This is a genomic window from Flavobacterium seoulense (assembly GCF_000695795.1).
GTDB classification, from domain to species: domain Bacteria; phylum Bacteroidota; class Bacteroidia; order Flavobacteriales; family Flavobacteriaceae; genus Flavobacterium; species Flavobacterium seoulense.
Genome location: NZ_JNCA01000007.1, coordinates 67,148 through 80,725 on the forward strand (window position 1 = coordinate 67,148; position 13,578 = coordinate 80,725).

At 33.3% G+C, this 13,578-nt stretch carries 16 protein-coding genes and 2 tRNA genes; 9 read left to right on the plus strand and 9 right to left on the minus strand.

Annotation, left to right across the window (positions count from 1 at the left end; translation table 11 throughout):
• Nucleotides 1-53: 53 nt before the first annotated feature.
• Nucleotides 54-440, plus strand: a complete 387-nt coding sequence (locus FEM21_RS04485; protein WP_035658315.1) for a DUF1573 domain-containing protein — start codon at nt 54-56, stop codon at nt 438-440.
• Nucleotides 441-484: 44 nt separating this feature from the next.
• Here the strand turns inward: FEM21_RS04485 and FEM21_RS04490 are convergent, their stop codons facing one another.
• Complete coding sequence (locus FEM21_RS04490) at nt 485-1,816, minus strand: pepsin/retropepsin-like aspartic protease family protein (protein ID WP_035658318.1); 1,332 nt, start codon at nt 1,814-1,816, stop codon at nt 485-487.
• 123 nt (nt 1,817-1,939) lie between these two features.
• Between FEM21_RS04490 and FEM21_RS04495 the strand changes: the two genes are divergently transcribed.
• From FEM21_RS04495 to lgt, 6 genes are all read left to right on the plus strand, one after another.
• The gene (locus tag FEM21_RS04495; RefSeq protein WP_035658321.1) at nt 1,940-3,136 is read left to right on the plus strand and encodes a pyridoxal phosphate-dependent aminotransferase; all 1,197 of its coding nucleotides are present in this window, start codon (nt 1,940-1,942) and stop codon (nt 3,134-3,136) included.
• Between the two features lie 195 nt (nt 3,137-3,331).
• Entirely contained in the window at nt 3,332-4,003 is a 672-nt protein-coding gene (gene folE, locus FEM21_RS04500; protein WP_035658323.1) for a GTP cyclohydrolase I FolE, read from the plus strand.
• A gap of 47 nt (nt 4,004-4,050) precedes the next feature.
• On the plus strand, nt 4,051-4,428 hold the full coding sequence (locus tag FEM21_RS04505) for a four helix bundle protein (RefSeq protein ID WP_035658325.1): 378 nt from the start codon (nt 4,051-4,053) through the stop codon (nt 4,426-4,428).
• A gap of 65 nt (nt 4,429-4,493) precedes the next feature.
• On the plus strand, nt 4,494-5,972 hold the full coding sequence (gene cysS / locus FEM21_RS04510) for a cysteine--tRNA ligase (protein ID WP_035658327.1): 1,479 nt from the start codon (nt 4,494-4,496) through the stop codon (nt 5,970-5,972).
• A gap of 52 nt (nt 5,973-6,024) precedes the next feature.
• A complete protein-coding gene (gene yidD / locus FEM21_RS16380; protein WP_081824632.1) occupies nt 6,025-6,273 on the plus strand; it encodes a membrane protein insertion efficiency factor YidD in 249 nt (82 codons plus the stop codon).
• Between the two features lie 60 nt (nt 6,274-6,333).
• A complete protein-coding gene (gene lgt / locus FEM21_RS04515) occupies nt 6,334-7,260 on the plus strand; it encodes a prolipoprotein diacylglyceryl transferase (RefSeq protein ID WP_035658329.1) in 927 nt (308 codons plus the stop codon).
• 129 nt (nt 7,261-7,389) lie between these two features.
• Here the strand turns inward: lgt and FEM21_RS04520 are convergent.
• The 7 genes from FEM21_RS04520 to idi all read right to left on the minus strand — a co-directional run bounded on the left by FEM21_RS04520 (nt 7,390) and on the right by idi (nt 10,476).
• Nucleotides 7,390-7,463 (minus strand) — tRNA-Thr (locus tag FEM21_RS04520).
• A 58-nt stretch (nt 7,464-7,521) separates the two neighbouring features.
• Nucleotides 7,522-7,595 (minus strand) — tRNA-Thr (locus tag FEM21_RS04525).
• 78 nt (nt 7,596-7,673) lie between these two features.
• On the minus strand, nt 7,674-7,940 hold the full coding sequence (locus FEM21_RS04530) for a hypothetical protein (RefSeq protein WP_035658331.1): 267 nt from the start codon (nt 7,938-7,940) through the stop codon (nt 7,674-7,676).
• 56 nt (nt 7,941-7,996) lie between these two features.
• Nucleotides 7,997-8,965: a type I phosphomannose isomerase catalytic subunit gene (locus FEM21_RS04535; protein ID WP_035658334.1), complete on the minus strand. Its 969-nt coding sequence runs from the start codon at nt 8,963-8,965 to the stop codon at nt 7,997-7,999.
• A gap of 89 nt (nt 8,966-9,054) precedes the next feature.
• Nucleotides 9,055-9,504: a peroxiredoxin gene (locus FEM21_RS04540; RefSeq protein WP_035658336.1), complete on the minus strand. Its 450-nt coding sequence runs from the start codon at nt 9,502-9,504 to the stop codon at nt 9,055-9,057.
• Nucleotides 9,504-9,914, minus strand: a complete 411-nt coding sequence (locus tag FEM21_RS04545; RefSeq protein ID WP_035658337.1) for a 6-pyruvoyl trahydropterin synthase family protein — start codon at nt 9,912-9,914, stop codon at nt 9,504-9,506. Before FEM21_RS04545 ends, FEM21_RS04540 begins: the two co-directional genes overlap by 1 nt.
• A 34-nt stretch (nt 9,915-9,948) precedes the next feature.
• Nucleotides 9,949-10,476, minus strand: a complete 528-nt coding sequence (gene idi, locus FEM21_RS04550; protein WP_035658339.1) for an isopentenyl-diphosphate Delta-isomerase — start codon at nt 10,474-10,476, stop codon at nt 9,949-9,951.
• Between the two features lie 297 nt (nt 10,477-10,773).
• Between idi and msrB the strand changes: the two genes are divergently transcribed.
• Nucleotides 10,774-11,340 (plus strand): peptide-methionine (R)-S-oxide reductase MsrB, encoded by a 567-nt coding sequence (gene msrB, locus FEM21_RS04555; protein WP_035658342.1) that lies wholly within the window; start codon nt 10,774-10,776, stop codon nt 11,338-11,340.
• A gap of 4 nt (nt 11,341-11,344) precedes the next feature.
• Entirely contained in the window at nt 11,345-11,968 is a 624-nt protein-coding gene (msrA, locus tag FEM21_RS04560) for a peptide-methionine (S)-S-oxide reductase MsrA (protein ID WP_035658344.1), read from the plus strand.
• 15 nt (nt 11,969-11,983) lie between these two features.
• On the opposite strand, the gene FEM21_RS04565 is transcribed toward msrA, so the two are convergent.
• On the minus strand, nt 11,984-13,564 hold the full coding sequence (locus tag FEM21_RS04565) for an NAD(P)/FAD-dependent oxidoreductase (protein WP_035658347.1): 1,581 nt from the start codon (nt 13,562-13,564) through the stop codon (nt 11,984-11,986).
• Nucleotides 13,565-13,578: the final 14 nt, after the last annotated feature.

The window sequence follows — 13,578 nt, forward strand, 5'->3', positions numbered from 1 at the left end:
TTTGTGTACTAATTAAAACAAAGTATATTTACTTTCCAACAAGACCAATCACCATGAAAAACTTTACTACATTAATAACAATTTTATTATTTAGCAGTATTGGATTTGCTCAAAGGGGAGCTAAGATAGAATTCAAAGCTAAAAACAACACTATTGATTACGGCACCATTACCAAGCAAAATGACAACGGAATCCGTTCTTTTGAATACACTAATACTGGTGATGCACCGTTAATAATCTATTCAATTCAATCTACAACAAGCTGTACTATTTTATCTAAACAAAACGAAACAGTATTACCTGGAAAATCAAGTAAAATAGACATTAAATACAATATGGTTCCCGGGCCAATTAGAAAAACAATTACGGTAGAATCAAACGCTATTAATTATGACGAAGGGCGAATTGCTTTAAAAATAAAAGGCGAAGTTGGCTCTTAAAATCTACACAAAAATGCTTCTTATATTCTAAGAAGCATTTTTTTTTAAAGAATATTCTGCAATTGAAATTTAAAAGTCATTTCCTGTTCTTTTCTCAGAATTTTCAATTCTATCCAAATTTCATTTTCTGACCATAAATGAGCATTAATTTCCTGTAATGAATAGTCAGCAACTGATTTTCCATCAATCGCAACCAGAATATCACCTTCCTGCAAACCACTTTTTGCCGCATTAGAACTTTGTCTAACATGACCAATCTCGTAAATTGGTTTTAGCTCAACTTTAGATTTACGGTTAGAACTCTCAGATTCTATTTTTTGTTCATCAGCCGTAATAGCAATTGAATTATCAGGAATTGCAACTATTTGCCTTACCATTTGCATCCCGATATACAATACTTCAATTCCGCTTTTATTATAAAAAAACGAAGCGGGATACAATTTATTTTTCTTTAAAAACAACTGACCATTTGTATAATCAAAGGCAACCGAAAAACGTTTTAATATCTCGCCTCCCAATGACCCTAAACGACCCGAATGCGAACTAATATTTTGCACCGAAACTGAATCAGGAAAAGCAACAATAGGCAAATCAAACTTAAAATTGGCTATTGAAAATTCGGCAATTCTGGCTCTTTTACCTTCTACAGCACCACTAAGACTTTGCCCTAAATAATCATCAAATGATTTTTCAGGTACTTCAATTTTATCCGAAAGCTCATCAAAAAGCCAGACAGCATCACTATTTCCGGAATCAATCAGTAATTTCACAGGCACTTCTGATGATTTTATTTTTACTTTCGAAACCACATAAGGTTTTCCTCTTTCGATGGTAATAGGAACTTTGGCATATTTTTTTTCTATTTTTTTATGGAATTTAGAATCCAATTTATTGAAATAAACCACTTTTTTAGCATAGTCAATTTCGACCAAATAATCTTTAAAAGCTGCCGTACCTATAATTCCATTTACTGAAACACCTATAAAACCCGACAAATCGGATGATGAATCCATAATTAAATACAGCAAATGATTCTTAGACTGCATTTCGCCAATTGACAAAATATTTCCTGAAGATTTAAAGCCTTTTACCGCTTCGCTACCTCCAAAACCTTTAAATTTTATTTCTTGTAATGTATTCAGGATTATTTTTTTCGAATCATCAAAACCAAATAAAATGGTTTCTTTCACTCCTGTATCTAATAAAAACAAGAGTTCTACTCCATTTACCGTAACGGGAATAAAAACCAGATTATTAATTAATTGAACAGGGACTTTAATTCGGTAACTTTTCGTTTTTACAAATTCAAACTTCTCTTGCGAATAAACCGAAATCGCAAAACCAAAGAGAAAAAAAATTAGGAATATTTTTTTCATGAATGAGAGTTTCCATAAAGTTAATAAAAATCCTGCTTTTAAAGTAATATATTATCAAATAGTAAAATATCGCTAGCTTAGTTCAAAAAAAAAATCGCAAATTTGCATCAAATTTTCATTAAGATGCCTGAGATTTCAATAAGAGGCCGTAGGATGCCTGAATCGCCAATTCGTAAATTGGCGCCATTTGCTGAGATAGCGAACAAGAAAGGCCTAAAAGTATACCACTTAAATATAGGTCAACCAGATATAAAAAGTCCAGAAATAGCCATCCAAGCCATTAAGAATATCGATATGAATATTATCGAATATGGTCCTTCGGCTGGTTATGAAAGTTATCGAAAAAAATTAGCCCAGTTTTACACTAATCAAAACGTAAGGGTTGATTATACTGATATCATGATTACTACTGGTGGATCTGAAGCCTTGTTGTTTGCCTTAGGAAGTATTATGGATCCAGGAGATGAAGTCATTATTCCTGAGCCTTTTTATGCAAATTATCACGCTTTTTCTGAAGAATCAAGTGCTACGGTTGTTCCTGTAAATTCAAGTTTTGAAAGTGGTTTTACCTTACCTTCTATTGAAGCTTTCGAAAAATTAATTACACCAAAAACTAAGGCAATTTTAATTTGTAACCCAAGTAATCCAACAGGAAATTTATATTCTGAAACAGAAATTCAACAACTGGGTGAATTGGTAAAAAAACACGATTTGTTTTTAATTGCTGACGAAGTGTATCGTGAATTCATATATGACGAAAAAGACATTCATTATTCAGTGATGAATCTTATTGGTTTAGAACAAAATGTAATCATGATTGATTCGGTTTCTAAACGTTACAGTATGTGCGGCGCTAGAATTGGCTGTATGGTTACCAAAAACAAACAAGTTATTGCTGCAGCGATGAAATTTGCACAAGCGCGTTTGTGTCCGCCTACAATTGAACAAATTGCCTGCGAAGCAGCTATTAATACACCTCAAAGTTATTTTGACGAAGTAATTGTAGAATACAAAGAGAGAAGAAACACACTGATTTCTGAATTAAATAAAATCGAAGGCGTAAAAGTAACATTGCCTAAAGCTGCTTTTTATTGCATTGCTGAACTTCCTGTTGACAACACAGAAACTTTTGCACAATGGCTTTTAGAGAGTTACAATTTAAACGGCGAGACAGTTATGGTAGCTCCCGCAGCAGGATTTTATTCGACTCCTGGAATGGGATTAAAACAAGTACGTATTGCTTATGTACTTAATAAAGAAGACTTAACAAAGGCAGTTTCTATTCTAAAAGATGCAATTGCAACTTATAATGCAAGATAAAAACTGAATTTTCTTTTTATCACTAAATAACAAAGGCAATAACATTCAAAGTTATTGTCTTTGTTATTTAAAACAGTCTCTAAATTAGCAGCGAAAAAGAACTATTTTTTTATCAAAAGCTATAGAAATTCTTTAGTTTATATTAATTATCTTTACAGCCTTAAAAATATACACCCACTATAATAGTAGTATTTAATGATACACAACGAAGACCTGCACGACGAAATAGGAGACAATCATATTGGTTCTAGTGCAAAAAACCCTCTAAGAGACGATGCTTTTGCCATCTCGGATGATGAAAAAATTGAAAAAATAAAAAAAGACGTCGAAAATATCCTTCTAACCTTAGGAATGGATTTAACTGACGATAGTTTAAAAGGCACGCCTAATCGTGTTGCAAAAATGTTTGTAAAGGAGATTTTTGGCGGATTAAACCCTGTAAAAAAACCAAAAGCTTCTACTTTTGACAATAATTACAAATACGGCGAAATGCTAGTTGAAAAAAACATTATTGTTTATTCTACTTGCGAGCATCATTTATTACCAATTATTGGTAGAGCTCACGTGGCTTACATTTCTAACGGAACTGTAATTGGTTTATCAAAAATGAACCGTATTGTAGAGTATTATTCTAAAAGACCTCAGGTTCAGGAACGTCTTACTATGCAAATTGTACAAGAGTTACAAAAAGCCTTAGGAACTGAAGACGTAGCTTGTGTTATTGATGCTAAACACCTTTGCGTAAATTCTAGAGGAATCAGCGATATTGAAAGTAGTACCGTAACTTCTGAATTTGGAGGAAAATTCAAAGAAGACAAAGTAAGAAGAGAGTTTTTAGATTACATTAAATTAGAAACTAAATTCTAATTTTCAGGTTTAATCGATAACTGTTTAATTGTTAAATCGAATTAAATATGTACATTTTTTCATTTGAAAAACTCGATGTTTGGCAAAATTCAAGAGAATTAATATTAATAATTTATAAATTGACTGCTAAATTTCCATCATCTGAGATATACGGAATCACTTCTCAAATAAAAAGAAGCGCTTCATCTATCGCAACCAATATCGCTGAAGGAACTTCGAGGAATACAAATAAAGATAAAGCGCATTTTCTTACGATTTCATTTTCATCTGCAACAGAAACATTAAATCACTTAATAATTTCAAAAGACCTTGATTACATTACAGAAGAAGAATATTTTCATTGCAGAGAAAATCTAGAAAAAATATGTAATCAAATAAACAGCTTAAAGAAATACTATCTTTCACAACAACAAACAATTGAATAGTTTATTCACTTAATCGTTAGTCAGATAAACGATTAAACAAATAAACGATTAAACAATATTCTTTTATGTCAATTTACAATACTCAAACACTAAAAATATACAATTCACTTTCTGGAGAAAAAGAAACCTTTACACCTATAAACGAAGGCAGTATTGGAATGTATGTTTGCGGACCAACAGTTTATAGTAATGTACACCTTGGAAACCTAAGAACTTTTATGTCTTTTGATGTAATCTTTAGATATTTTATTCATTTAGGATATAAAGTCAGATATGTTAGAAACATTACTGATGTAGGACATATTGTAGATGATGTTGACGAGGGAGAGGACAAAATTGCAAAAAAAGCCCGCTTAGAACAATTAGAACCAATGGAAGTTGTACAGCGTTATACTGTAGATTTTCATGAAATCCTGAAAGCATTCAACTTTTTACCTCCAAGTATTGAGCCTACTGCAACAGGTCATATTATTGAACAAATCGAAATTATCAAAAAAATAATTGATTCCGGAATTGGTTACGAAGCCAACGGATCAGTTTATTTTGACGTTGTAAAATTCAATAAAACCAATCATTACGGAAGATTAAGCGGTCGCAACATTGAAGATATGCTTGCCAACACCAGAGATCTTGACGGACAATCTGACAAGAGAAATCCTCAGGATTTTGCTTTATGGAAAAAAGCCGAACCACAGCATATTATGCGTTGGCCTTCACCATGGAGCGATGGTTTTCCTGGATGGCACTTAGAATGTACAGCGATGAGCACTAAATATCTTGGTAATCATTTTGATATCCATGGCGGCGGAATGGATTTAAAATTCCCGCATCACGAATGCGAAATTGCTCAAAACGAAGCCTGCACCGGACAAACTCCGGTAAATTACTGGATGCATGCCAATATGCTTACCTTGAATGGTAAAAAAATGGCAAAATCAACAGGCAACAATATCTTACCAAGAGAAATTTTAACTGGAAAAAACAGCATTTTAAGCAAAGCTTTTCCGGCTTCAGTAGCACGTTTTTTTATGTTACAGGCACATTATAGAAGTATTCTTGACTTTTCAGACGAAGCTATCGTAGCTGCCGAAAAAGGATATAAAAGATTAATGGAAGCCATTGATTCGTTAGGTCAAATAAAAACAAGTTCAAGCAGCAGTTTGGATATAGCTAGCTGGAAGCAACTTTGTTATGATGCAATGAATGACGATTTTAACACGCCTATTTTAATCGCACAATTATTCGAAGGAGTTCGTTTCATCAATCTACTGAAAGACAACAAAGAAACCATCAACGCTGTTGATCTCAAAACACTTTCTACAACAATGACTTCTTTTGTTTTCAATGTTTTAGGTTTGGAAAATCAAAAAGCAGCAGATAGCAGTAATGACAAACTGGAAGGTACAATTAACATGTTAATTGGTATGCGAAACAAAGCCCGCGCCGATAAAGATTTTGCTATGTCAGACCATATCAGAGATCAATTACTTGCTTTAGGAATCCAACTTAAAGACAGTAAAGAAGGGACTAGTTTTAGCATCTAATCAATTGAAAACATTTTTATGAGCTTAAAAACTACATTATAAACAAATAAAAATGTTTTCAAAGATAATCATATTTCCGTTTATTGTACTGGTGCGTTTCTACCAATTAGTAATCTCACCATTAACACCAGCAAGCTGCAGATTTACTCCAACATGCTCTGCCTACATGATTGATGCATTACGGATTCACGGTTTATTTTATGGCGGATACTTAGGATTAAAACGAATCCTGAGTTGTCATCCTTGGGGAAAAAGCGGCTACGACCCAGTTCCTGAGAAAAAATGCAATCATAAACATTAACCTTTAATTAGTACTCGTTTTACTTTTAATATTTATTTTTACAATCATAAATAACTATATATGACACAAGCTTTAAACATCGTATGGGATCCATCCGAAGGTATAGATTTAGGTTTTTTTGTAATTAGATACTACAGCCTAATGTTTGTAGTTGCCTTTGGTCTTGGGTGGTACATTATGAAAAATATTTTCGAACGCGAAAACGAATCTTTAGAAAAACTAGATTCTTTATTCGTATGGACCGTTTTAGCTACATTAATTGGCGCCAGACTAGGACATGTATTTTTCTATGACTGGGAGTATTTTAGAAATCATTTACTGGAAATATTCCTTCCATTTAGACTTAGCCCGAAATTTGAATTCACAGGTTATCAGGGATTAGCCAGCCACGGTGCTGCAATTTCGATAATCATTGCCATGTATTATTACAGCAAAAAAGTTCTTAAAAGACCTTTACTTTGGATTTTAGACCGTGTAGTTATTGCCGTTGCAAGTGGAGCTATTTTTGTGAGATTAGGAAATTTTTTCAATTCGGAAATTGTTGGAAAAACTACTAATTCTCCTTTTGGTATAAAATTTATTCATGATTATTTCAGCAAAGCTGATGCCGTGAATGCTACACAAATTCCAAATCCAAAAGAAGCATACACAGCGATAGCTACTGATCCAAAATTTGCTAATTTATTAGCTCAGGTTCCTGTAAAACACCCTACTCAGCTATACGAAGCAGTATGTTATGTTTTTGTCTTTGCTATCTTGTTTTTCCTGTATTGGAAAACCGAAGCCAGAAAGAAATCAGGTTTCTTATTTGGACTTTTCCTTGTATTATTATTCTCAGTGCGAATGGTCGTAGAATCAGTAAAAGAAAGCCAGGGAGGATTTGAAAATGCATTAGGTTTACTTTCTACTGGTCAATGGCTAAGTATTCCGTTTATCTTAATTGGCTTCTATTTTATATTTACAGCAGAGAAACCTGTAAAAATATAATCTTTTTTTACCGCATAAAAAATGCCGTCTAAAATTATTAGACGGCATTTTTTTTTACGTAAGCTTTTTAGATTACAATATTTCATAAAAGCAAAAAACCATCTAATTTCTTAAATGGTTTTACTTAAGAGCCGATAGAGGGACTCGAACCCACGACCTGCTGATTACAAATCAGCTGCTCTAGCCAGCTGAGCTACATCGGCTTGTAATAATGTCAATTTCAATAAAAAACCACCTAATCCCTTAAGTGGTTTTTCTAAGAGCCGATAGAGGGACTCGAACCCACGACCTGCTGATTACAAATCAGCTGCTCTAGCCAGCTGAGCTACATCGGCGTCATTATTACGAGTGCAAAGATACATCTGAATTTTAATTTTCCAAAAGAAATTTGCAGTTTTTTCGCTTTTTTTTGACTACAATTCGTTTATTTTACCAATCAATTGATTTGCAGTTTGTTCCAATTCAACATTGATTTGTTTGAAGTGTGCTTTTTTGTTTTCAACGTTTTTAGCATTCACTTTTACGATTAAAGAATCAAAAGCAGCAATAGCTTCGTCGATTAATGCATTCGTTTCATCAGAAGGTTTTCCTGTAGTTGAAAGTTCAAATAAGTAAACTGCTTCAATAATATCTCCTAAAACGTAGTTGATGTCTTTCTTTAAATTCTTAACGTTTGCCATTTTTATTTAATTTTAATTTGCGTTTGCAAAAGTACATATAAACTTTCTATTAACTACTATGAAATGTAAATTTCTAAAATTGAAGCTTTTCCGCTTAAAACAAATGATTTAATTGCAGCAGGAATTAACACTGTATCCCCTTTTTTATAATGATACTTTTCACCATTATATTCTAATTCAAAACTTCCTTCTACACACATATAAACGGTAAAACTTTCTCCGGTTTGTTCAACAGAAGTACTTCCATCTAACGGAATAAAATTAGTCGTAAAATAAGGACAATCTACAACAACATTCGATTCATTAACTTCTTTACTATATTTTTTATATGTATCTACTTTTTCATAATTAATAGCATCTAATGCCAAATCAATATGTAATTCTCTTCCGTTCCCCTGAGCGTCAACTCTGTCAAAATCATAAATTCGATACGTAATATCCGATGTCTGCTGAATTTCAGCAACTACTAAACCTGCACCAATTGCATGAACTGTTCCTGTTTCCAGAAAAAATACATCACCTGATTTTACTTTTACATCATCAAGAATCGAAAGCAAACTTTTATTTTTCAAATTTTCGACATACTCTTCAGCATTCGATTTTTCCTTGAAACCAACAATAATTCGCGCATCATCATCCGCCTGCATGATGTACCACATTTCGGTTTTACCAAAAGAATTGTGACGTTCTTTAGCCAAAGCATCATTAGGATGTACCTGAATAGACAAATCTTCGCGGGCATCTAAATATTTAAAAAGTAACGGAAATTGCTTCCCGAATTTATCATAAACAGCAGTTCCTAAAATTTCATTTGGAGATTCATCTATAATTTCCATCAATGATTTTCCTTTCAGCTCTCCGTTAGCGACTACACTAATATCGCCTTCTACAGTTGATAATTCCCAGCTTTCACCTGTTGTAGAAGATTCAATCGACTTCCCTAAAACTGTCTTTAATTTTTCACCACCCCAAATTCTTTCTTTCAAAATAGGCGTAAACTGTAAAGGATATATATTCTTTATCATTTCTTTGTTTTTTTTACTTTATATTATTCGAAACAAAAATAATTACAGCACAAGTATTAAGACAAGTACTAATTATTCATTTCTATAGATTATTTAGTCAATTTTTCAATCATTTTTGTAACATGCTTCATTCCTCTCATACTATTAAAGACCAGTTGTATTACTCCGTTTTGATCAACTAAATAAGTCACTCTTCCAGGAAGCAAACCAAAGAAATCCGAAGGCACTCCGAAGAGTTTTCGAATAGCCTTATCAGAATCAGATAATAATAAAAATGGTAAATTGTATTTTCGAATAAATTCCTGATGCGAATGAACATCATCTGAACTAATTCCGATAATCTCAACACCGAGATTTACAAAATCAGTGTAATTATCTCTAAAACCACAAGCCTGAGCTGTACATTGTGACGTATTGTCTTTGGGATAAAAATAAATAATAACGGCTTTTTTACCAATTATAGATTGGCTCTCAAAAAGATTTCCATTAGCATCTTTGGCAGAAAATTTTGGAATTACATCTCCTACTTTCAACCCCATTATTCTCCTTTATAGGTTACAAAATTGCGAGGCGTTTCATAGAGCACAACCTCTAAATCAAACTGAGCATCGATACGTTTTCTTATTTTGTTCCAAATTACAACCACAATATTCTCAGCCGTTGGATTTAGATTTTCAAATTCTGGAACATCCAAATTCAAATTTTTATGATCAAAAGCATCTTCAACTTCCTCTTTGATAATATCTGCTAAGATTTTAGCATCCATCACATATCCCGTCTCAGGATCAATTGCTCCGGTAACACTAACAATTAATTCATAATTATGTCCGTGAAAATTAGGATTATTGCACTTACCAAAAACTTTATCATTTTGCTCAAAAGTCCAATCCTTGCGATACAAACGATGCGCTGCATTAAAATGTGCTTTTCTACTTATTGTTACTCTCATAGTGCAATTTTAAGTTCAAAAATTAGCTTTTTGTTTAAAGTTTATGTGCTTCCAGATAATGATAGAATTCATCAAAAATAATCTTAAACCATACTGTATAAATATCCGGATTCAATTGAATATCTTCTTTCACAGCTTCGATGTCCATCCATTTCCATGATTCTACTTCTTCAGGATTAATCAGTGGTTCTTCATTATAATAACCAATCATTACATGATCTAATTCATGTTCTGTCAAGCCATTATCAAAAGGTGCTTTGTATATAAAATGAAACAACTCTTTCAATACAGTTTGAAATCCCATTTCTTCCTCAAGTCTTCTGTTTCCCGCCTGAAGGTTAGTTTCTCCCTCGCGCTGATGACTACAGCAAGTATTTGTCCATAACAATGGCGAATGGTATTTATGATGTGCTCTTTGCTGCAACATCAATTGGTTTTTATCATTCAAAATAAAAACCGAAAAGGCACGGTGTAATACCGCTTTTTCATGAGCCTCTAATTTAGGCATTAAACCTATCTGCTGATCTTGTTCATTAACCAGTATTACTTTTTCTTCTATCATAATTTTCTATAGCAAGACAAAAATACGAAAAAGATAAAGAAACAACTGTTCTTTTTATAACCGCAAACTTAAATTTGCCAATATTTTCTGAAAAAACATTAACTATATGAGTATAAACGATAATAAACAAACTTTTGTAAAACCGAAAAACATTTTCGTTCGTAAATATTATTAGTTAAACAACCTATAAATAGCTGTTAAATTACAAACCCGACAAATTTAAAAATAACAATCCCCCGTTATCTTTGTGTTAACCAAAAGATTACTGAGTTACCTAAAACCCTAAAAAACTATCTAATGAAAATCAACCCTCTTTTTAATTGGCTCTTTCTATTGCCTTTTTTTATTTTTACCGCATGCGGACAAACAACAAAATATTCAGAAATAGAAAAAACAACACCAGAAAACAAAATTGACAAACCTAAAAATCCGTATTATTCTAATACTGACACAAAAAAACTAAATGTAAGCGATGCCGAATGGAAAAAAGTACTCCCTAAAGACGTTTATTTAGTCATGCGAAAAGCAGAAACCGAAAGAGCTTTTACCGGAAAATATTGGAATACTGATCAAAAAGGAACTTATTATTGTGCTTCTTGTGGCAATTTATTATTCCGTTCTACCGCCAAATTTTCCAGTAGTTGCGGTTGGCCAAGTTTTTTTGAACAGGAAAACAAAAAAAGCATTATTTTTAAAAATGACCACTCTTACAATATGGAACGTATAGAAGCACTTTGCGGAAGATGCGACGGTCATTTAGGACATCTTTTTGATGATGGACCACCGCCTACAGGGAAAAGATACTGCATGAATTCTATTGCTCTTGACTTTGTTCCTGACAACAATACTAGTACTCAAAAATAAAATTATGAAAAAATCATTTTTATTAACCCTTTTACTCTCGCTTTCATTAAGCGCTGTAGGGCAAAATAATTCCAAGAAAAGCAATTCTAATCTGGAAACCATAACTCTTGGAGGCGGTTGTTACTGGTGTATTGAAGCTATTTACGAAAATCTTACAGGAGTAAAAACTGTAGTTTCAGGTTTTTCCGGAGGAAAAGTCGCTAATCCAACTTATGAAGCCGTTTGCACAGGAAAAACAGGGCATGCTGAAGTTGTTCAAATTACTTTCGACAAAAATATTACCAACTTAGATGAAGTTCTAAAAGTATTTTTTACCGTTCATGATCCCACAACGTTGAATCGTCAGGGAGCTGATGTTGGCACACAATATCGTTCGGTTATTTTTTACAGAAACGAACAACAAAGAAAAACCGCTCAAGATATCATTAACACTTTGAATGCAAATAAGGTTTACAATAGTCCAATTGTTACCAAAGTCGAACCTTTTACCCGCTTTTACGAAGCGGAAGATGAGCATCAGGATTATTACGAATACAACAAAAACAAACCTTATTGCAGATTAGTAATCCAACCCAAACTGGAAAAATTTGAAAAGGTTTTTAAAGACCGTTTGAAAAAGAAAAAATAATTCCCAAGCCTCGAATTAAGTTATAATTCGGGGCTTTTTATTTAAGGCTTCACCAACCATTAAAGCACATTTTTCACCATCAATTGCTGCCGAAATAATTCCACCTGCATATCCTGCTCCTTCCCCACAAGGATATAAACCTTTTATTTGCAAATGTTCTAATGTGATTCCATCTCTCGGAATTCGCACTGGCGATGATGTTCTGGATTCTGGAGCATGAAGTATCGCTTCATTTGTTAAATAACCTCGCATCGATTTTCCAAACTCAGTAAATCCCTGACGTAAAATCTGGGTTAAAAAACCAGGAAAAACCTGTCCTAATTCTATCGAAGTCGTTCCTGGAACATAAGAAGTTTTGGGAATTTCTTTAGAAACTTTAGACTGCGTAAAATCAATCATTTTTTGAGCCGGAACTTTTTGAGTTTTCCCTGCCAAATGCCATGCTTTTTGTTCAATACTTTTTTGAAATTCCATTCCTGCCAAAGCTCCAAACTTAGCAAAAGGTTTAAAATCTTCTAATTTCAATTCGACTACAATCCCTGAATTGGCCGTAACCTGATCTCTTTTAGAAGGCGACCAGCCATTAGTAACCACTTCGCCAGGACTCGTAGCACAAGGTGCAATAACACCTCCAGGACACATACAAAAAGAATACATTCCTCTTCCTGCTACCTGCTTCACAATACTGTAAGGCGCGGGTGGCAACAATTCGCCACGATAATCGCAACTGTATTGAATACTATCAATTAAAGACTGTGGATGCTCGGCACGAACACCTAAAGCAAATGGTTTAGCCTCTATTAATATTTTTTTTCTGTCTAATAATTCGAAAATATCTCTGGCAGAATGCCCTGTTGCTAAAATTAATTTATTAGCGAGAATTCTATCTCCGTTTTGAGTCACAATTCCTTCGACTTCATTATTTTTTATCAAAATATCAATCACTCTGGTTTCAAACAAAACCTGACCACCACATTCTTTTATTTTTTCACGAATGTCTTCGATAATTTTAGGTAATTTATTTGTACCAATATGCGGATGTGCATCAACCAGAATATCAAGAGTTGCACCATAAGCTACTAATAATTCTAAAATTCGGTTAACATCACCTCTTTTTTTAGAGCGTGTATATAATTTCCCATCCGAATAAGTTCCTGCTCCGCCTTCACCAAAACAATAATTCGAATCTTCATCAACAATATGATCTCGGTTAATTGCTTTTAAATCACGACGACGACCACGAACATCTTTTCCTCGCTCAATAAGTATTGGTTTCAAACCTAATTCTATCAATTGCAAAGCTGCAAAAAGCCCGGCTGGACCGGCCCCAACAACAATCACTTCCTGAGCATTTGTTACATTAGGATAATCCGGAAGCTGCAATATATTTTCCTGAAAAACTTCTCCTTTTAGATAAATAAGTACTTTCAAATTGATTTTTATCGCTTTTTGACGCGCATCAATCGAACGTTTTAAAATTGAAACATGCTGAATTTCTGCTGAAGCAACTTTTATCTGTTTAGACAAATAATCTTTAAGCAATAATTCATTAGCTGCAATTTCGGGCGTTACCTGAAGTAAAAGTTCTTTTGGCATTTTTTCGTTTTTAT